This window comes from Microbacterium sp. Leaf179, from assembly GCF_001423785.1.
In the GTDB taxonomy this organism is placed as follows: domain Bacteria; phylum Actinomycetota; class Actinomycetes; order Actinomycetales; family Microbacteriaceae; genus Microbacterium.
The window spans coordinates 45,005-63,053 of the sequence record NZ_LMPH01000003.1 but is presented as its reverse complement, the minus strand read 5'-3'; the positions used below and the strand labels follow the sequence as shown (position 1 = coordinate 63,053).

General features: G+C 72.1%; 16 protein-coding genes and 2 riboswitches. Of the genes, 9 read left to right on the top strand and 7 right to left on the bottom strand.

What is annotated here, in order from left to right; genetic code table 11:
• Window positions 1-9: 9 nt before the first annotated feature.
• A riboswitch (glycine riboswitch) is annotated at window positions 10-129 on the bottom strand.
• Window positions 130-224, bottom strand: a riboswitch (glycine riboswitch).
• A 134-nt stretch (window positions 225-358) separates the two neighbouring features.
• Window positions 359-1,213, bottom strand: a complete 855-nt coding sequence (locus ASF96_RS11815) for a hypothetical protein (RefSeq protein ID WP_055939600.1) — start codon at window positions 1,211-1,213, stop codon at window positions 359-361.
• Between the two features lie 107 nt (window positions 1,214-1,320).
• Window positions 1,321-2,496: a MarP family serine protease gene (locus ASF96_RS11810; protein ID WP_055939597.1), complete on the bottom strand. Its 1,176-nt coding sequence runs from the start codon at window positions 2,494-2,496 to the stop codon at window positions 1,321-1,323.
• Between the two features lie 240 nt (window positions 2,497-2,736).
• Between ASF96_RS11810 and ASF96_RS11805 the strand changes: the two genes are divergently transcribed.
• Genes ASF96_RS11805 through ASF96_RS11780 form a run of 6 tightly spaced genes read left to right on the top strand, consistent with a single transcriptional unit; the run spans window position 2,737 to window position 9,280 of the window.
• A complete protein-coding gene (locus ASF96_RS11805; RefSeq protein WP_055837813.1) occupies window positions 2,737-3,462 on the top strand; it encodes an NUDIX hydrolase in 726 nt (241 codons plus the stop codon).
• A gap of 11 nt (window positions 3,463-3,473) precedes the next feature.
• The gene (gene nadA / locus ASF96_RS11800; RefSeq protein ID WP_055939593.1) at window positions 3,474-4,805 is read left to right on the top strand and encodes a quinolinate synthase NadA; all 1,332 of its coding nucleotides are present in this window, start codon (window positions 3,474-3,476) and stop codon (window positions 4,803-4,805) included.
• On the top strand, window positions 4,802-6,409 hold the full coding sequence (gene nadB, locus ASF96_RS11795) for an L-aspartate oxidase (protein WP_082509622.1): 1,608 nt from the start codon (window positions 4,802-4,804) through the stop codon (window positions 6,407-6,409). The genes nadA and nadB overlap by 4 nt, the downstream gene beginning before the upstream one ends.
• Complete coding sequence (nadC, locus tag ASF96_RS11790) at window positions 6,403-7,260, top strand: carboxylating nicotinate-nucleotide diphosphorylase (protein ID WP_055939589.1); 858 nt, start codon at window positions 6,403-6,405, stop codon at window positions 7,258-7,260. The genes nadB and nadC overlap by 7 nt, the downstream gene beginning before the upstream one ends.
• Window positions 7,257-8,387: a cysteine desulfurase family protein gene (locus tag ASF96_RS11785; protein WP_082509621.1), complete on the top strand. Its 1,131-nt coding sequence runs from the start codon at window positions 7,257-7,259 to the stop codon at window positions 8,385-8,387. Before nadC ends, ASF96_RS11785 begins: the two co-directional genes overlap by 4 nt.
• Window positions 8,384-9,280 carry a glycosyltransferase family 2 protein gene (locus tag ASF96_RS11780; RefSeq protein ID WP_082509619.1) on the top strand — a complete coding sequence of 299 codons (897 nt, stop codon included), beginning with the start codon at window positions 8,384-8,386 and terminating at the stop codon, window positions 9,278-9,280. Before ASF96_RS11785 ends, ASF96_RS11780 begins: the two co-directional genes overlap by 4 nt.
• Window positions 9,281-9,369: 89 nt before the next feature.
• Here the strand turns inward: ASF96_RS11780 and ASF96_RS11775 are convergent, their stop codons facing one another.
• Window positions 9,370-11,286, bottom strand: a complete 1,917-nt coding sequence (locus ASF96_RS11775; protein ID WP_442922511.1) for an ABC transporter ATP-binding protein — start codon at window positions 11,284-11,286, stop codon at window positions 9,370-9,372.
• Window positions 11,287-11,518: 232 nt separating this feature from the next.
• Here ASF96_RS11775 and ASF96_RS11770 point away from each other — a divergent pair, with 232 nt between their 5' ends.
• A complete protein-coding gene (locus ASF96_RS11770) occupies window positions 11,519-13,000 on the top strand; it encodes an MDR family MFS transporter (protein ID WP_055939583.1) in 1,482 nt (493 codons plus the stop codon).
• Window positions 13,001-13,149: 149 nt separating this feature from the next.
• On the opposite strand, the gene ASF96_RS17010 is transcribed toward ASF96_RS11770, so the two are convergent.
• Window positions 13,150-13,287, bottom strand: coding sequence for a hypothetical protein (locus ASF96_RS17010; protein WP_156458854.1), 138 nt, complete (start codon window positions 13,285-13,287; stop codon window positions 13,150-13,152).
• A 168-nt stretch (window positions 13,288-13,455) separates the two neighbouring features.
• On the opposite strand from ASF96_RS17010, the gene ASF96_RS11765 reads away from it, so the two are divergent.
• The gene (locus tag ASF96_RS11765) at window positions 13,456-14,004 is read left to right on the top strand and encodes a type 1 glutamine amidotransferase domain-containing protein (protein WP_055836152.1); all 549 of its coding nucleotides are present in this window, start codon (window positions 13,456-13,458) and stop codon (window positions 14,002-14,004) included.
• A 156-nt stretch (window positions 14,005-14,160) separates the two neighbouring features.
• Here the strand turns inward: ASF96_RS11765 and ASF96_RS11760 are convergent, their stop codons facing one another.
• Both ASF96_RS11760 and ASF96_RS11755 read right to left on the bottom strand, forming a co-directional pair.
• Entirely contained in the window at window positions 14,161-15,006 is an 846-nt protein-coding gene (locus tag ASF96_RS11760; protein WP_055939580.1) for a DNA-formamidopyrimidine glycosylase family protein, read from the bottom strand.
• 15 nt (window positions 15,007-15,021) lie between these two features.
• Window positions 15,022-16,425: a flotillin family protein gene (locus tag ASF96_RS11755; RefSeq protein ID WP_055939577.1), complete on the bottom strand. Its 1,404-nt coding sequence runs from the start codon at window positions 16,423-16,425 to the stop codon at window positions 15,022-15,024.
• A 173-nt stretch (window positions 16,426-16,598) separates the two neighbouring features.
• Between ASF96_RS11755 and ASF96_RS11750 the strand changes: the two genes are divergently transcribed.
• A complete protein-coding gene (locus ASF96_RS11750; RefSeq protein ID WP_055836143.1) occupies window positions 16,599-17,006 on the top strand; it encodes a hypothetical protein in 408 nt (135 codons plus the stop codon).
• 52 nt (window positions 17,007-17,058) lie between these two features.
• Here ASF96_RS11750 and ASF96_RS11745 read toward each other — a convergent pair whose 3' ends face one another.
• Window positions 17,059-18,027 (bottom strand): aldose 1-epimerase family protein, encoded by a 969-nt coding sequence (locus ASF96_RS11745; RefSeq protein WP_055939574.1) that lies wholly within the window; start codon window positions 18,025-18,027, stop codon window positions 17,059-17,061.
• Window positions 18,028-18,049: the final 22 nt, after the last annotated feature.

Below are 18,049 nucleotides of genomic sequence, written 5' to 3'. Positions count from 1 at the left end.
CGCCTGGAGAACTCCCCCTCTGTCATGGGCCTGAGAGTTTCGCCACGGCATCCGTTCGACGAACAGGATGGCGGGCTTTCACCGTCGGCGGATCCGGCGCGGTGCACCCGGATCACTTTCCAGAGTGGCCCGATCGACGCGGTACGCGTACCTGAGAGATTGGCGGGGAGGCTTGCTCCTTCGGTGCCCGGCTGCATTCGCCGGAGCTCTCCCGCATCGATCATGGGGCCGGTGTGGACTTGTGGGGTCAGCCTAGCGGAGGCCCGCGGCGCTCTGTCCAGCCCCGCGGTGAACGACGCCGGATGCCGCGGCGTCGATCGCCCACGTCGCGCTCACCGTCGCGGCCTCCGGACTCCCCTCACCCGGTGTAGAGGGGCGTGGTGCTGGTGCGCCAGACGTCGAGGTCGTCGCTGACCCTCCAGGCGACGGTGAGGGGCTGGACGTCGGCCGAGGGAGCGACGGTGTCGAGGGCGATCTCCCATCGGCGCTGCGACTCGGAGGCCGCGGCGGAGGCGGTGACCTCCGTCGTTCCGATGTAGGCGACGAGCTCATCCGGATCACCGACGAGGCTGGCACCGTCCTCGGCGCCGTCTCCCCGATCCGAGAAGACGATCGCGGCGGGTGCCGTGGGGTCCACGGCCGTCACGTCGCGGATGTCTTCGGGCCCGGAGGCGGGATTCACCCACTCGTACGGGCTCTGTCCGGTGAGGGGAACACCGGCATCGTCGATGCGGGGGCCTGCCGGGGTGTCCCGCACGATCCACGCATCGGCGTGGCGGTCGGCGACGGCGGTGACGAGGACCGCATCGTCGACCGGCCCCGGCCCCGCGGTGATCACGCCGTCCGTTCCGAGATATCCGGTGGCGTCGTCGACGCGGACGAACCCGCCGACGGCCGTGTCGGCGAACCGTTCGGCAGGCCCCGCGATCGACTGAGCGCCCTCGGACAGCAGCGTGTAGGCGTCGGCGAAACGCTCCTGCTGGAACGCCGTCAGATAGTCCTCGACGAGGCTCACGGCCTCCGATTCGCTCACCCCGTCGGCGGAAGGCGAAGCCGGGGCCGAAGACGTCATGGTCGTGCCGCTCGGCGATACGGGCGGGGTCGAGGCGGAGGGTTCGGAGCTGCTCTGTCCGACGCAGCCCGCGAGAAGCAGGACGGCCGTCGAGGCGGCGAGGGCGGTGGACACCGTGCGAAGCGTTGTCTTCTGGCTCATCCCCCCACGGTAGGAAACGGCGACGGCCGCCGGCTGCCCGGTTGCCCGCGGGCATCGGATGTGGAAGGGTCCGCCCCCGGCGCGGGGCCGTCGCCCCGGCGCCCCGTTCAGCGGCGCGTGCAGCTTCCCGAGGCGACGGGCGCCGACAGGGCGTCCATCTGCGCCACCACGGGGAGCAGCTCGGCGGGGGTCATCGCGTAGCCGACGTTGTCGTCGGTGTCGCTGCGGGCGAAGACGATGCCCGCGATCTCACCCGTCGTCGTCAGCAGGGGTCCCCCCGAGTTCCCCGGCCGAACCACCGCGGCCAGCGCGTAGATGTCGCGCGGCACCGAGGAGGTGTCGTAGATGTCGGGAACGGGCACGGTGCCCGACGACAGCACCTGGGCGCTGCCCGAGGTGAACGGTCCCCCGCCCGGGTAACCCTGCACCACAGCCGAAGCCCCCACCTCGAGGGTCGGGGAGATCGGCAGGGGCGCGGCGTCGAGACCGTCGACCGAGACCACGGCGATGTCGTCGGTCGGGTCGAAGTAGACCACCCGCCCCTCGCGCGCCGGACGGCCGGGCAGCTCGACGAGGGGCGTGTCGACGCCGGCGACGACGTGCGCGTTGGTGACGATGCGGTCGGCCGCCACGACGAAGCCGGAGCCGCTCGAGGTGATGCCGCAGGCGTAGGCGGTGCCCGAGATCCGCGCGACCGACTGCGCGGCCTGCGTCAGCGCGGGGTCGTCGAGGGCGATCGCCGGGGCGCTCGGCACGGGCCCGATCTGGATGAGCTCGCCGAGGCGGGGAATCCCCTCGGCGAAGACCGTTCCGCGCAACTCGGCGAGCGCGCCGCGCACGGGGGCGGGGGTGAGGTCGTCGATCGTGCGGATGACCGCCGACGAGCCCAGCGCCGCCGACACGACGGGAACCCCGACCGGCGTGAGCGATCCGGCGACGAACGACACGGCGAGCGCGGCCGCGGCGACGTTGACGACCCCGCCGAGCAGACGCTCGGGGACGCGGAGCTTGATGCGGTCGGCGCCCCGACGGAAGAAGCCGCCCAGGGCGCTGCCGAGACCCGAGCCGATGAGCAGCAGCAGGATGCCGGCGCCGATCATCGCGGGGCCCCGCCAGGCCGGCTCGGTGATCCACTGGCCGACGAACGGCGTCACCCAGTACGCGGCGACGGCGCCGACCGCGAGGCCCGCGAAGAAGCCGATCGTGGCGAGGAAACCTCGCGAGAGGCCCGTGATGAGCGCGATCGCCAGCAGGGCGATCAGAACGATGTCGATGATCGGCATCCGACCTCCCCAATCCGACTCTCACGCTAAGCCGCGCGTCTGAGAGAACCCTTTCGACGCGGCCGGGGCGGGCGGGCGCGGTTCCGGGGCGAAGAGCCCCGCGCCCGCTCCTCCATCCCGCGGTCGCCGCGGTTCGGCCCACACGGCCGTGACCCGCCGCCCCGTCACCGCGGACGGCGGTCACCGATTCGCCCTTCGGGTCGGGATGACACTAAGATCGATCCCGGAGATATGGTCACCATGACACGAACCCCTGAGCCCGAGTCCCGCGACGCCGACGTGCGCGTCGCGGTGTCGACCGTGATCTTCAGCGTGCGCCGCGGCGCCGACGACGAACCCGTCCTGTCGCTCCCCCTGGTGCGCCGCACCCGCGACCCCTTCGACGGCCGGTGGGCCCTGCCGGGCGGCTGGCTCGACGCGACCGAAGAGCTCGACACGGCGGCATCCCGGACCCTCGCCGAGACCACCGGGCTGACCCCCAGCTACCTGGAGCAGCTGTACGCGTTCGGCGCCGTCGACCGCTCCCCCACCCGCGTGGTGTCGATCGTGTACTGGGCGCTGCTGCGCTCCGACGAGGTCGACGCGCAGGTCGCCGCCCACGCCCGCCAGGGCGACGCCCCCGAGAACGTCGAGTGGTTCGACGCGACCGCCCTGCCCGCTCTCGCCTTCGACCACGACCACATCGTCGAGTACACGCTGTGGCGCCTGCGCAACAAGGTCGGCTACAGCCGCATCGCGCACGGGCTGCTCCCCGACGAGTTCACGCTCGCCGACCTCCGCGAGGTCAACGAGACCATCCTCGGCAAACGCCTCGACCCGGCGAATTTCCGCCGCCAGGTCGACACGTCCGACACCCTCATTCCCACCGAGCGCTTCCGCACCGGAAGCCACCGCCCCGCCCGCCTGTACCGCTACAACCGCGACGTGGAGCTGGCCGACCGCGGCCCCCTCCCGTCCCGTCACTGATCGGAACGCCCATGTCCGCCACGCCCCTCACCCTGCACCCGCGTCCCGCGATCGACCCGAGCGTCGACCACGCGATCCAGGCCATCGTCTCCGGCGCCTCCATCGACGCCACCTGCACCACCGACCTCGCGGTCGGCCCCTGGGACTTCGACACCCGCCCGGGCTACGGTCCGGGCTCGTCGATGGGAGACGTCATCCCCACCGGCGCTCCCCGCCAGGGCGAACTGCCGCAGGCGTACCGCGACGCCTCCGACCACGAGCTCGACGCCCGCATCCGCGCGGCGAAAGCGACGCTCGGCGACCGGGTCGTCGTGCTCGGGCACTTCTACCAGCGCGAAGAGGTCGTGCGCCACGCCGACTACGTGGGCGACTCGTTCCAGCTGGCGAATGCCGCGAAGGACCGACCCGAGGCCGAGGCCATCGTGTTCTGCGGCGTGCACTTCATGGCCGAGACCGCCGACCTGCTCTCGCGACCCGAGCAGGCCGTGATCCTGCCGAACCTGGCCGCCGGGTGCTCCATGGCCGACATGGCCGACATCGACCAGGTCGAGGAGTGCTGGGAGCAGCTCGCCGACGTGCTGGGCGATCTCGACACCCCGGATGCCGAGGGGCTGGTGCCGGTGATCCCGGTGACGTACATGAACTCCAGCGCCGCCATCAAGGGCTTCGTCGGGCGCCACGGCGGCATCGTCTGCACCTCCTCCAACGCCCGGACGGTGCTGGAGTGGGCGTTCGCGCGCGGGCGCCGCGTGCTGTTCTTCCCCGACCAGCACCTGGGCCGCAACACCGCCAAGGCCATGGGGGTGCCGCTCGAGCAGATGCCGATGTGGAACCCCCGCAAGCCCCTCGGCGGGTCGTCGGACGCGCAGATCGTCGACAGCCGCGTCATCCTGTGGCACGGCTTCTGCTCGGTGCACCGACGCTTCACCGTCGAGCAGATCGAGCGCGCCCGCGTGGAGCACCCCGGAGTGCGCGTGATCGTGCACCCCGAGTGCCCGATGGACGTCGTCGACGCGGCCGACGAGGCGGGGTCGACCGACCTCATCCGCAAGGCCATCGCCGCGGCCACAGAACCCACCACCTTCGCGATCGGCACCGAGATCAACCTCGTGCAGCGCCTGGCCGCGCAGTATCCGCAGCACGAGATCTTCTGCCTCGACCCCGTCGTCTGCCCCTGCTCGACGATGTACCGCATCCACCCCGGCTACCTCGCGTGGGTGCTCGAGTCGCTCGTCGCGGGCGAGGTCGTCAACCGCATCACCGTGCCGACCGAGGTCGCGGCCCCGGCCACCGTCGCCCTCGAGCGCATGCTCGCGGCCAAGCCCAGCGGCGCCGTGAAATGACCACGGTCGTCGTCGTCGGCAGCGGCATCGCCGGCCTGACGGCAGCGCTCCACGCGGCCGAGAACGGATGCGCGGTGACCGTCGTGACGAAGGGCGCGGTGGCCGACACCAACACGCGCTGGGCCCAGGGCGGCATCGCCGCGGTGACCTCTCCCCTCGATGACGTCGCCTCGCACGCGGCCGACACGCTCACCGCCGGCGTGGGGATGAACGATCCTTCCGCGGTCGACGTGCTGGTGGGTGAGGGGCCGACGCGCATCGTCGAGCTCGTCGCGCGCGGTGTCGCGTTCGACCGGGGCATCGACGGCGACTTCGCCCGCGGTCTCGAGGCCGCCCATGCCCGTCCCCGCGTGCTGCACGCCGGCGGCGACGCCACGGGAGCCGCGATCCAGGCGGCGCTCGGGGCCGCCGTGCGCACGGCGGGCGTCGTGGTGCGCGAGCACGCGCTGCTGCGCGACCTGATCCTCGACGACGGTCGCGTCACGGGCGTGGAGCTCGCCGACGGCGAGCGCCTCACCGCCGACGCGGTGATCCTCGCGACCGGCGGCGCGGGCCAGCTCTACGCCCACACGACCAACCCCCTCGGCGCGACCGGTGACGGCATCGCCGCCGCCATCCGGGCCGGCGCCGCCGTCGCCGACCTCGAGTTCGTGCAGTTCCACCCCACCGCGCTCGCGGTGGGCGCGCCGTTCCTCGTCTCCGAGGCCGTGCGCGGCGAGGGGGCCGTGCTCGTCGACGAGGCGGGTCGGCGCTTCGCTTTCGACGCGCACCCCGACGGCGAGCTCGCTCCGCGCGACGTCGTCGCCCGCGCGAACGCCCGGGCCATGGCCGCGCAGGACGGCCGACCCGTGCGGCTGGATGCCACCGCCCTCGGCGCCGCGCGTCTCGCCGAGCGCTTCCCCACGATCGACGCCGCCGTGCGCGAACGCGGGCTCGACTGGGCGCGCGACCCGATCGCCGTGACCCCCGCAGCGCACTACCTGATGGGCGGCGTGGTGACCGACCTCGACGGACGCAGCAGCGTGCCGGGTCTGTACGCGGTGGGCGAGACGGCGCGCACCGGAGTGCACGGCGCGAACCGCCTGGCATCCAACTCCCTGCTCGAGGGGGCCGTGTTCGGCGCCCGCGCCGGAGACGCGGTCGCGCGCGACGAGGCGTGGCCCGAGGCCGCCCCCGCGCTGCCGCTGCAGACGTCCGCCCCCACCGAGGCCCCGCCGTTCTCACGTGAAGCCCTGCAGAAGCTCCTGTGGGCCGAGGCCGGACTCGTGCGCGACGGCGCCGGCCTCGCGCGCGCCGCCGGCGTGCTCGCCGCGTGGAGCGCCGAGACCGCAGCCCGGTCGATCGAGGACGCCAACCTGCTGCTGGTGGCCACGCACGTCGTCGCTGCCGCCCGTGCCCGATCGGGCTCGATCGGAGCGCACTTCCGCTCCGACGCTCCGGATGCCGGGACCCCGGCCGCCGCAACACAGGGCACAGTGGCACAGGGCACAGTGACACCGGGCACGGTGACACCGGGCGCCCGCACGCGGGATGCCTCACCGCCGCGACCCGACGTCTCGCCCACCGCCCCGGCATCCCGTCCCCAGGAGGTCTCCGCATGCTGACCCGCACCGCCATCGACCGCGTCGTCTCGGCCGCGCTCGACGAAGACGCCCCGTGGGGCGACCTCACCAGCGAAACGCTGATCCCCGAGCACGCCACCGCGCGGGCCGAGCTGGTCGCCCGGGTGCCCGGCGTCTTCAGCGGCGGTGCGGTGTTCACAGCCGCGTTCACGCTGACCGACCCCTCGGTCATCGTCGAGATGCGCGTGGCCGACGGCGCCGCCTTCGTGCCCGGCGACACGCTCGCCGTCGTCACGGGCCCCGCGCGGGCGGTGCTGACGGCCGAGCGGATCGGCCTCAACTTCGTGCAGCGCATGGCGGGCATCGCCACCCTCACCCGTCGCTACGTCGACGAGGTCGCGCACACCGGCGCGCGCATCGTGGACACCCGCAAGACCACCCCGGGCCTGCGCGCCGTCGAGCGCCAGGCCGTGCGCGACGGCGGAGGCCACAACCACCGTTTCTCGCTGTCCGACGCGGTGATGGCGAAAGACAACCACCTCGCCGTGCTCACCGCCGGCGGGATGTCGGTGACGCAGGCCCTCGAGAGCGCGATCGCGCGACTCCCCCACACGACCCACGTCGAGGTCGAGGTCGACCGCCTCGACCAGATCGACGCCGTGCTCGCCGCCGGGATCGGCACGATCATGCTCGACAACTTCTCGCTCGACGACCTCCGCGTCGGCGTCGCCCGGATCGCCGGAGCCGCCCAGGTCGAGGCGTCGGGAGGGGTGAGCCTCGACACCGTGCGGGCCATCGCCGAGACCGGCGTCGACGTCATCTCGGTCGGCGCCCTCACCCACTCCGCGCCCTCGCTCGACCTCGGGCTGGACATCCGCATCGAGACGGCGTGACCCTCTACCTCGACAACGCCGCCACCACCCCCGTGCGCCCCGAGGTGCTCGAGGCCATGGCGCCCTACCTCACGCGGTTCTTCGGCAACCCGTCGAGCCATCACGAGATCGGCGAGGCCGCGGCATCCGCCCTCGACGACGCCCGCTCGCGGGTCGCCCGGGTGCTCGGCCTGCGCGCCGGAGACGTGATGTTCACCTCGGGAGGCACCGAGTCCAACAACGCGGCCCTCAAGGGTCTCGTGCTGGGCTCGGGGCGCCGGCACCTCGTCACCACCGCGATCGAACACGAGTCGGTGCTCGCCTCGGCCGACTACCTCGCCCGTTTCCACGGCACCGAGGTCGCCTACGCCCCCGTCGATGCCGCCGGCACGCTGACCCCCGACGCCCTCGCCGATGTGCTGCGCGACGAGACCGCGCTGGTCAGCGTGGGCTACGCGAACAACGAGGTGGGCACGATCCAGGATGCCGCCGCCCTCGCCGCCGTCGCCCACGCCCGGGGGGTCCCCCTGCACCTCGACGCCGTCCAGGCCGCCGGGTGGCTGCCGCTGGCGGGGCTCGGGGCCGATGCGATCACCGTCGCCGGGCACAAGATCGGCGCGCCGAAGGGCACCGGGATCCTCGCCGTGCGCGGCCGGCTCCCTTTCGAGCCGCTCCTGCACGGCGGCGGTCAGGAGCGCGGTCGCCGCTCCGGCACTCCCGACGTCGCGGGGGCCGTCGCGATCGCCACCGCCGTGACCCTGGCCGAGGACGAGCGCGAAGCCGAGGCGCGGCGCGTCTCGGCGCTCCGCGACGCCTTCGTCGCCCGTGTGCTCGCGCTCGTCCCGGGCGCGCGCCTCACCGGCCACCCCGAGCGACGCCTGCCCGGCACCGCCAGCTTCGTGTTCCCCGGCACGAACGGTGAGACGGTGCTGCTCGAGCTCGAACGGCGCGGGGTCGTGTCGTCGAGCGGATCGGCGTGCGCCGCCGGAAGCGACGAGGCGTCGCACGTGCTGCTCGCGCTCGGCATCGCGCACGACGAGGCCCGCACCGCCGTGCGCTTCACCCTGCCGCGGGGGCTCACCGGATCTCTCGACCCCGTAGCGAATGCCGTCGTCGCCGCGGTCGCCGCCGTAGGATCACGCGGGTGAGTTCCACCGCCGTCACCGTCATCATCCCCGGCTTCGACGTGGCGGACTTCGCCGAGGAGGCGCTCGACTCCGTCCGCGGCCAGACGCATTCGAACTGGACCGCCGTCCTCGTCGACGACGCCTCCACCGACGACACGACCCGCATCTTCGCCGACGCCGCGGCCGCCGACGCCCGCTTCCGCGTCGTGCGCCACGAGGAGCAGCGCGGCCTCGGCGCCGCCCGCAACACCGGCCTCGCCGAGGTCGACACCCCCTACACGGCCTTCCTCGACGCAGACGACCGCTATCGCCCCGACGCCCTGGCACGCCTCGCCGACACCCTCGACCGCACCGGCAGCGACTTCGTCGTGGGCGCGTACGTACGCCTGCGCCCGGATGCCGGCGGGCCCGGCTACACGGCCGGCGACGTGCAGCCGTGGGTCGCCGCCGCCACCGACCCGGCGCGGCAGCGCACCACGCTGACGGAGCACCCGGCGGCATCCGGGAACATCGTCGCGTGGTCGAAGCTGAGCCGCACCGCCTTCTGGCGCGCGCACGACCTGCGCTTCCCCGAGGGCCGCTACTACGAAGACCAGGTGCTCGCGCAGCGCATGTACACGCTCGCGTCGGCGTTCGACGTGGTGCCCGACGTCGTCATCGACTGGCGGGAACGCCGCGATGGCGGATCGATCACTCAACGCCTGGCCGAGGTCGGCGTGCTGCGCGACTACCTCGACGCCCTGGGCGAGGGCATCGCGCTGCTGCGCGCCGCCGGCGCCGACGCGGCCGTTCGCGAGCGCGGAGCGCTCATCCGCACGCTCGATCTTCCGCCCCTGTTGCGGATCGCCGAGGCGCACCCCGACCCGGCGTACCGCATCGCGCTCGAGGCGTTCCTCGAGACGCTGCCGGCCTGAGGGCGGCCGCCGGGCGACTCCGCCCGTCGAGCCGTCGGGCGTCACTTCACTCATCGCTGCGGCCGATCCCGACCCGCGACGACGGTCGTTCACTCCGGCGGTTCATCCGCCCGGCGGGAGGGCAGTGCCGCGCGGGCGAGGCCCGCCGCGTCGAGCTGCTCGTCCGCGAGGACGAACGAGGCGGCGAGCTGCTCGGCAGCGAGGCTGGAGTACAGCCCGCCCGCGGCGAGCAGTTCGGAGTGGGTACCCGACTCCACGATGCGACCCGCGTCGACGACGTGGATCCGATCGGCGCTGATGACCGTCGACAGGCGGTGCGCGATCGACAGCGTCGTGCGCCCGTGCGACGCGGTCTCGAGGGCCTCTTGAACGATGCGCTCCGACACGGTGTCGAGAGCACTCGTCGCCTCGTCGAGCAGCAGCACGGGAGGGTCTTTGAGCAGCACGCGCGCGATCGCGATGCGCTGCTTCTCTCCGCCCGAGAGGCGGTATCCGCGCTCGCCGACGACGGTGTCGTATCCGGCTTCGAAGCCCGCGATGACGTGATGGATGTTCGCGGCGCGGCAGGCGGCTTCGATCTCGTCGTCGGAGGCCTCGGGGCGGGCGTAGCGCAGGTTCTCGCGCACCGTCGCGTGGAACAGGTACGTCTCTTGCGACACGATGCCGATCTCGTCGACGATCGAGGCCCGATCGAGGTCGCGCACGTCGGCTCCCGAGAACAGCACCGCCCCGCCCGACGCTTCGTACATGCGCGGCGTCAGGTACAGGATCGTCGTCTTGCCCGCACCCGAGGGCCCCACGAACGCCACGTGCTGCCCGGGTTCGACGGTGAACGAGACCCCGTCGAGCGTGGGCCGCGCGTTCGCGGGTGCGTCGGGGTAGCGGAACTCCACGTCGCGGAACTCGACCCGCCCGACCGGACCGGGTGCGGCCGAGACCGGCAGGGCGTCGGGAACGTCGACGATGGCCGGCCGCAGGTCGAGGTACTCGAAGATGCGGGCGAACAGCGCCGACGAGGTCTGCACGTCGAGCGCCACGCGCATGAGCCCCATCAGCGGCATGAGCAGCCGCGCCTGCACGGTCGTGAAGGCCACGATGGTGCCGGCGGTGATGGCACCCGCGCCACCGGCGATGAGATACCCCGCGACGAGGTAGATCACGGCGGGGACGCTCGACATGATGACCTGGACCACCGCGAAGAAGCCCTGGCCGCTCATCGCGCGCCGCACCTGCAGGTGCACCTGGTTGTCGTTCTCGGCGTCGAAGCGCGCCGACTCGGTGCGCTGGCGGTTGAACGACTTCGACAGCAGGATGCCGGACACGCTCAACGTCTCTTGAGTGATCGCCGAGAGCTCCGACAGGGACTCCTGCGTCTCGCCCGCGATGCGCGCGCGCACCTGCCCCACCCGGCGCTGCACGAAGATGAGGAACGGCATGAGGGCGACGGCGATGAGGGTCAGCCGCCAATCGATGAGGATCATCGCCACGAGAGAGGCGATCACCGTCACCGCGTTGCCGAGGATGCTGGTGACCGTGTTGGTCAGCACGCCCGACACGCCGCCGACGTCGTTCTGCAGACGCGACTGGATGACGCCCGTCTTCGTGCGGGTGAAGAACCCGAGCTCCATCGACTGCAGGTGATCGAACAGGCGCGTGCGCAGATCGCCCGTCACGCGGTTGCCCACGGTCGCCGTGAGCCACGTCTGCCCCACGTTCAGGCCCGCCGACACCAGGAACAGCACCATCATGATGCTGACCAGCACGGCGAGCAGCTGCAGATCGGGGCGCGACCCGTCGATCGGGAAGAGCGCGTCGTCGAAGATGCGCTGCACCAGCAGCGGCGGAATGACCGCGATCGCGGCCCCCACCACCACGAGCACCGCCGTCATGACGATGCGACCGCGATAGGGCCGGAACAGGTCGACGACCCGTCGTCCGAGGTTCGCGACGCGCGGTGCCTGGGAGTTGCGTCGGCGCTGTTCGGCGGCGTCCACGCCGCGGAACATGCTTCCGCCTACTCCACCCGGGGTCATGCGGGCCAGCCTACGTCCGACCGCCGACACCGGCTCCCGCCCGGGCACCGCGGAGGGCGGCCGCGAGACCCCGACCCGCGCTTCCCCGACATCGTCCCGGCGAATTTCTCTCGACGTCGGAATATCCCGCCGGCCGCCGCCGTTCGGTGTGAGGCACGTCGCCTCTCCGGCGCCACGAAGCCCCCCGCACGAAAAGGACCTCGTCATGGCTGCCACCGGCACCCCCGTCGCTTCCCCGCCCGCCACCGCCTCGGGCGTGACCACCGAGCAGAGCCGCGTCATCTGGCTGCTGCTCACCGCCGCGTTCGTCGCGATCCTCAACGAGACGACGATGAACGTCGCGATCCCGTTCCTCATCCGCGACCTGGGCATCACGGCCGTCGCCGCGCAGTGGCTGACCACCGCGTTCATGCTGACGATGGCCGTCGTCATCCCGATCACGGGCTTCCTGCTGCAGCGCTTCACCACGCGTCAGGTCTTCATCGCGGCGATGTCGCTGTTCTCGACCGGCACGCTCGTGGCCTTCCTCGCCCCCGGGTTCGAGGTTCTCGTCGTCGCCCGCGTCATCCAGGCCTCGGGGACCGCCATCATGATGCCGTTGCTGATGACGACGATCATGACGATCGTGCCGCCGCAGCAGCGCGGTCGCATGATGGGGCGCGTCAGCATCGTCATGGCGCTCGCCCCCGCGATCGGCCCGACCATGTCGGGGCTCGTGCTGCAGTCGCTCGGGTGGCACTGGATCTTCGGCATCGTGCTGCCCATCGCCCTGGTCGCCCTCTTCGTGGGCGCCCGCTGGATCCACAACCTCGGCGAGACCCGCAACGCCCCCATCGACATCCCGTCGGTGGTCCTCTCGGCGCTCGGTTTCGGCGGCCTCGTGTTCGGCCTCAGCCAGATCGGCGGCGGCCACGGTTCCGACCCGGATGCCGCGTCGACCTCGCTCGTGACCCTCGTCGCCTCGCTCGCGGTGGGTGTGATCGGACTGGGCCTCTTCGTCTGGCGTCAGACACGGCTCCAGCGCAGCGACAGCGCCCTGCTCGACCTGCGCGTGTTCCGCTCCCGCAACTTCACCCTCTCGGTGGCGCAGCTCGGCGTGATGTCGATGGCGTTCTTCGGCGCGATCACCCTGCTGCCCCTGTACCTGCAGACGGTGCTCGAGAAGACCCCCCTCGAGACGGGCTTGGCCGTGCTGCCCGGCTCGCTTGCGATGGGCCTCGCGGGTCCCGTGATCGGACGCATCTACGACCGCTTCGGCACCCAGGTGCTGCTCGTGCCGGGCGCCGTGATCACGAGCGGCTCGCTGTGGTTCTACACCACCGTCGGCACCGACACCCCGTTCGCCCTGCTCATCGCGGTGCAGACCGTCATGATGATCGGTCTCGCGCTTTCGTTCACGCCGCTGTTCACGGCATCCCTCGGTTCGCTCGAACCCCGGTTCTACTCGTACGGCTCCGCCGTCGTGGGGACCGTGCAGCAGGTCGCCGGCGCCGCCGGTATCGCTCTCCTGGTCACGCTGATGTCGTCGGTCTCGGCCGCGGCGGGCGGGGGCCTCGAGGCCGGAGCTGCGGGAACGCGGGCCGCGTTCCTCGTTGCCGCGATCATCTCGGTGCCCCTGATCGTGGGAGCGTTCCTCATTCGCAAGCCCGCCGATCAGCCCGAGGGCGCGGCGCCGATCGCGCACTGAGGGGCGCGACGCCGATCGCGGACGGCGGTGATGACGCGCGGCGAGGCGCAACGACGGCAGCGCCGGGACGCACGTCCCGGGGCGTAGGTCAGATCACGGTGCGCCGGACGACATGACCACGACGGGCCGGGCGCGCCGGGGGTGCAGGCTCAGAGCGAGCAGGAACCGCCGCCGCAGCACTGCGACGCCGCAGGGCGAGAGACGTCCTTCTCTTCGACGGGAGCGTTCAGAAGCGTGATCAGCGGCTTCGATGCAGAAGTCGTCTCAGACGTGGTGTCAGCGGACATGCGCTCCATGCTACGCCCGCGCAGGACTCGGCGGGCCGCCGACGCAACCGGGCGATCGACGCACGTCACCGCTAACGCCGGGGCGCGGCATCCGCAACCCCCGCCCCCGTCCGCGCGGCGGTTTCTAGCGTGGAAGGCGTTCCTAATCGAGAAAGAGAGAGTCGCACCATGACCGATCTCACCGGCAAGCGCATCGCCTTCCTGCTCACCGACGGATTCGAAGACAGCGAGCTTACGAGCCCGTGGGAGGCCGTCACCTCCGCGGGCGCCGAAGCCGTGCTCGTCTCGCCCGCCGACGGCAGCATCACCGGCGAGAAGGGGCACCAGCAGCCCGTCGACCTCGCCGTGGGCTCGGCCTCGGCCGCAGACTTCGATGCCCTCGTGCTTCCCGGCGGCGTGCAGAACGCCGACGACATCCGCATCGTCCAGGATGCCGTGTCCTTCACGCGCGATTTCTTCGACCAGCACAAGCCGGTCGCCGTCATCTGCCACGGGGGTTGGATCCTCACCGAGGCCGACGTGCTGAAGGGCCGCACCCTCACCAGCTACCCGACCTTGAAGACCGACCTGCGAAACGCCGGAGCCACATGGGTCGACGAGGAAGTGCACGTCGACCAGGGGCTCGTCTCGAGCCGCAACCCCGACGACCTGCCCGCGTTCAATGCGAAGCTCGTCGAAGAGGTCGCCGAGGGGAAGCACTCCGGCCAGACGGCCTGAGCGTCTTCGTCGGCAACGGCCCCGGGGCTTCGGCTCGGGGCCGTCGTCGTTTCGGCCGAGCGGGCGTTGGCGGGGCGATGGTCCGACTGGTTTCCCACGGACACTCCTCGGTCCCGCGACCACCCGACGCGACCCCCGCACGAGGCGAGCGGCCGATCAGCCCGGCAGCACCTGGCACGGCGGGCAGTACTGCCCGCCGCCCTTCGTCCCGGGAATGTCCTCGATCACACCGCCGCAGTCGGGGCAGGGCTCGCCCGTGCGCCCGTGCACCGCCATGGCCGCCACCTTGGCGGCCTTCTGCTGGGCGATGGGGACGCCCCGCCGCGCCAGCACGGCGGCGGTCAGCGTGTCGTGCAGCGCCGCGTGAAACCGCGAGACGTCGTCGCTCGAGAGGCTCGACGCGTGCGCGACGGGCGACAGCCGGGCGGCGAAGAGGATCTCGTCGGAGTACGCGTTGCCGATGCCGGCGAGCGACTCCTGCTCCTGCAGCAGCGCTTTGAGCTGTTTGCGCCGTCCGCCGAGAGCGTGCGCCAGCGCCTCGCGTGAGAACGCGGGGTCGATGGCATCGGGTCCGAGCTTCGCGACCGACGGAACCTCGTTCGCCGCATCGACGACATGCAACTGCACCGAAAGCCAGTCCCCCGCGTCGGTGATCCCCAGGATGCCGTCGTCGAGCACGAGGCGCGCGATCACCGCCGCCGGTGCGACGGCATCCACCGAACCGGAGCCGGGCTCGGCGTCGGACTCCGCGCCCGCGTCCGTCCACGTCGCCCACCCGGCCCGACCGAAGCCCACGCCGAGGTGCACGCCGTCGAAGTCGAGGTCGAGGTGCTTGCCGTGCCGGGTCACCCCGGTCACGGTGCGCCCCACGAGCTCGTCGAGCGGCCGCGGCCGTGTCTTGAGCGCACGCCCCTCGACGAGCTCGACGTCGCGCACCACGTGCCCGCCGAGGCGCTCACGCAGGAACAGCGTGAGCGCCTCGACTTCGGGGGCTTCGGGCATGGAAAGACCCCGCGCTCAGGCCCCGGGCTCGGGGGCCGTGGGCGTCGTCGCCGGGGCGGGAGCAGCGGCAGCGGTGGTCGGGTGCTGCGCGTTCGCGAACGCGTCGGCCAGCGCACGGCCCTGGATGATCTGCGTCAGGTCGATGCCGGTCGCCGCGCGCACGGCCTCGAACGACGAGCGCAGGCCCGTCGCCGATTCCGCAGCGAGGTGTCCGCTGGCACCCTCTCCGCCGAGCACCGTGATGGAGCCGACGCGATCGAACCCCTTCGCGAACTCGGTCATCATCGGCACGAGCGCCTCGAGGGCACGCTGCGCCAGCAGAGCCTCCTGGTTGTGCGCCAGGGCCTCGGCCTCGGCGCGGATCGCCTCGGCGCGGGCCTCACCGGCCAGGCGCACCGACTGCGCGTCGGCCTCGGCGCGCACGCGCACGGCCGCGGCCTCTTGCTCGGCGATCTGCGCGCGAGCCTGCGCGGCCTTGATCTGCGCGTACGAGTCGGCGTCGGCGTTCTTCTGACGCTGGTACAGGTCGGCGTCGGCGACGCGGTTGACCTCGGACTCCAGGCGCGCCTCGGTGTTCTGCGCCTCCTGCTCGAGCACGGCCTGGCGGCGTTCGGCGCGCGCGAGGGCCTCGGCCTGCTCGGCCTCGGCGTTGGCACGGCCGACCTCGGCCTTGGCCGCGGCACTGTTCTTGTCGAGCGCGGTCTGCTCGATCAGGTTGGCCTCGTCGGTGGCGATCTGGCGCGCGCGGATCTCGCGCACGGCGTTGATGCGGGCGACCTCGGCCTCTCGCTTGACGCGCTCGACCTCGGTGGCACCGAGCGCCGAGATGTAGCCGTTCAGGTCGGTGATGCCCTGGATCTGGAACGAGTCGAGGATGAGCCCCTGCGACGAGAGGTCCTGCTTGATGCCTTCGGCGATCTGGTCCGACAGTCGCTGGCGGTCCCGCATGAGCTCTTCGACGGTCAGGGTCGCGACCACTCCGCGCAGCGCACCCTCGAGCTGCTCGGTGGTGAACTGCTCGATCGCCTTGTCCTGCGAGGCGAAGCGCTCGGCCGCACGACGCACGGATTCGGGGTCGGAGCCGATCTTCACCAGCGCGACACCGCTGACGTTCACGGTGACGCCCGTCGAGGACTGCGCCGTGGGCTCCATCTTGATCTGGCGGGCACGGAGCGAGATCATCTCGCCGCGCTGGGTGAGCGGGTTGACGATCGCGCCACCGCCGGTGATGACGGTGATCCGCGACGAGTTGCCGTCAGAGCTCTTCTGGCGCTTACCGACGATGACCAGGGCTTCGTCGGCCTTGGCGACGCGGTACCAGCCGCGGATGATGAGCGAGAGGACCAGGAGGACGACGACCGCCACCACCACGACGATGGCGACGATGACTCCGACGGCTCCCAATGCGGCGAGTTCCATGCTTCTCCTTCGACAGGCGCCGAAAGACCGACGCGGGGGAATTGTCTCCAACCTATCCGGGGGGCCGCAGGCGGTGTCCACCCCTTCTGCGCACGAATCCCGTCGCCGGCCGGGTGGGGAGGAGCGTACCGTTGAGGGTGAGGCGGCCCGAACCGCCGAAAGAAGGGTCCCCCATGAAGATCGTTTCGTCGCAGGACTGGCGGGATGCCATCCGCTTCGACGCCCCTGTCCTCGTCGCCGACGTCGTCCCCGGCGACGCCACCCGCTGCGTCGCCTGTGGAACCGACGGCCGCCTGTACGAGCGCACCGAGCTGTGGGCCGTCAAGCACCGCCACCCCAAGCACCACGACGGATTCGTCCGCTTCTACTGCGAGGAGCACACGCCGGCCGCTGCTCCCCCGCCCCCGGCGCCCGTCGAGCTGAAGCGCACCCGCGCGGCCGCTCCTCGTGCCGAACGCCGCACGCCCAGCTCCAAGCCCACGCCGATCACCGACCGGCCCGTGCGCACGATGTGCCCCGACTGCTTCGTCGAGGTGTCCGTCGGCGGCGACTGCGGAATGTGCGGAGCCCAGGTCGTCTGACGCTCGCAGAAAACGAACCGCCCCGCCGCTTCCGCGACGGGGCGGTCGTGCGTCAGAGCGCCGAGATCGTCCAGCTCGCCTCGTGCGACGCTCCCGGGGCGAGGGCGACCACCCCGGTGTCGAAGTCGTAGGCGTCGTCGTTGAACGCGTCGGGCGCGCAGGTCATGGGCTCCACTGCGAGTCCCGCGCGGTGCCCGGGCGTTCCGGGGCCGGCAGGCAGGTCGGCGGTGTGGATCTGCACCCAGGCGCACGCGGCGTCCCAGCTCATGGCCACTCCCGTGCCCGACGGATCGGTGAGGGTCACCGTCGCCCGTGAACCGGCATCACGCACCAGGTCGGTGTACGCGTGGTCGATCTCGACCGCGCCGAGCACGCGGGGCACGCGGAAGTCGAAGCGCTCGGCATCGACGGCGACGGATGCCAGCGCCACGGGTGCGAGTCGGTCCGGCGTCACCTCGAGCACGGTGTCGGCCGGCAGTCCCAGGGTCCAGGCGTCCAGCGGCGCGGAGCCGGCGACGAGGTAGGGGTGGGGACCGGTCCCCCACGGCGCCGGGGTGTCGGCGAGGTTCGTGGCGCGCACGGTCTGGGTCAGGCCGTCGGCGCCGAGGCGGTAGGTGGTCGAGACGACGAGCCACCACGGGTACCCGGCCTGCGCCGGCACGGCCGCCGTCAGCGTGACGGCGTCGGCGGTGGCATCCGAGACGTTCCAGCTGACCCACGACAACAGGCCGTGCAGGGCGTGACCGCGATCGGGTTCGGTGAGGGCGAGCTGGTGCTCGGCTCCTCCGAAGCGATGAATTCCGTCGACGATCCGGTTCGGCCACGGGGCGAGGGTCGTCCCGCGGTAGGCGGGGCGCAACTCGTCGGCGTCGAACGGCACGACGAGATCGCGCCCCTCGTGGGTCAGGGAGCGCAGCGAGGCGCCGACACTGGCGATCGCGGCCTCGTAGCCGTGGGCGCGCAGGACGACGGGGGTGCCCGAGACGACGGTGGGGGTCTCGGTGGGAGCGGCATCGGTCATCCCGTCATTATCCCGGCCCGCC

What these genes read in the sequence shown, in the direction of transcription:
- ASF96_RS11815 (WP_055939600.1), bottom strand. Translation starts at nt 1,213, where the DNA reads ATGAGCCAGAAGACAACGCTTCGCACGGTGTCCACCGCCCTCGCCGCC.
- ASF96_RS11810 (WP_055939597.1), bottom strand. Translation starts at nt 2,496, where the DNA reads ATGCCGATCATCGACATCGTTCTGATCGCCCTGCTGGCGATCGCGCTC.
- ASF96_RS11805 (WP_055837813.1), top strand. Translation starts at nt 2,737, where the DNA reads ATGACACGAACCCCTGAGCCCGAGTCCCGCGACGCCGACGTGCGCGTC.
- nadA (WP_055939593.1), top strand. Translation starts at nt 3,474, where the DNA reads ATGTCCGCCACGCCCCTCACCCTGCACCCGCGTCCCGCGATCGACCCG.
- nadB (WP_082509622.1), top strand. Translation starts at nt 4,802, where the DNA reads ATGACCACGGTCGTCGTCGTCGGCAGCGGCATCGCCGGCCTGACGGCA.
- nadC (WP_055939589.1), top strand. Translation starts at nt 6,403, where the DNA reads ATGCTGACCCGCACCGCCATCGACCGCGTCGTCTCGGCCGCGCTCGAC.
- ASF96_RS11775 (WP_442922511.1), bottom strand. Translation starts at nt 11,286, where the DNA reads ATGTTCCGCGGCGTGGACGCCGCCGAACAGCGCCGACGCAACTCCCAG.
- ASF96_RS11770 (WP_055939583.1), top strand. Translation starts at nt 11,519, where the DNA reads ATGGCTGCCACCGGCACCCCCGTCGCTTCCCCGCCCGCCACCGCCTCG.
- ASF96_RS17010 (WP_156458854.1), bottom strand. Translation starts at nt 13,287, where the DNA reads ATGTCCGCTGACACCACGTCTGAGACGACTTCTGCATCGAAGCCGCTG.
- ASF96_RS11765 (WP_055836152.1), top strand. Translation starts at nt 13,456, where the DNA reads ATGACCGATCTCACCGGCAAGCGCATCGCCTTCCTGCTCACCGACGGA.
- ASF96_RS11760 (WP_055939580.1), bottom strand. Translation starts at nt 15,006, where the DNA reads ATGCCCGAAGCCCCCGAAGTCGAGGCGCTCACGCTGTTCCTGCGTGAG.
- ASF96_RS11755 (WP_055939577.1), bottom strand. Translation starts at nt 16,425, where the DNA reads ATGGAACTCGCCGCATTGGGAGCCGTCGGAGTCATCGTCGCCATCGTC.
- ASF96_RS11750 (WP_055836143.1), top strand. Translation starts at nt 16,599, where the DNA reads ATGAAGATCGTTTCGTCGCAGGACTGGCGGGATGCCATCCGCTTCGAC.
- ASF96_RS11745 (WP_055939574.1), bottom strand. Translation starts at nt 18,027, where the DNA reads ATGACCGATGCCGCTCCCACCGAGACCCCCACCGTCGTCTCGGGCACC.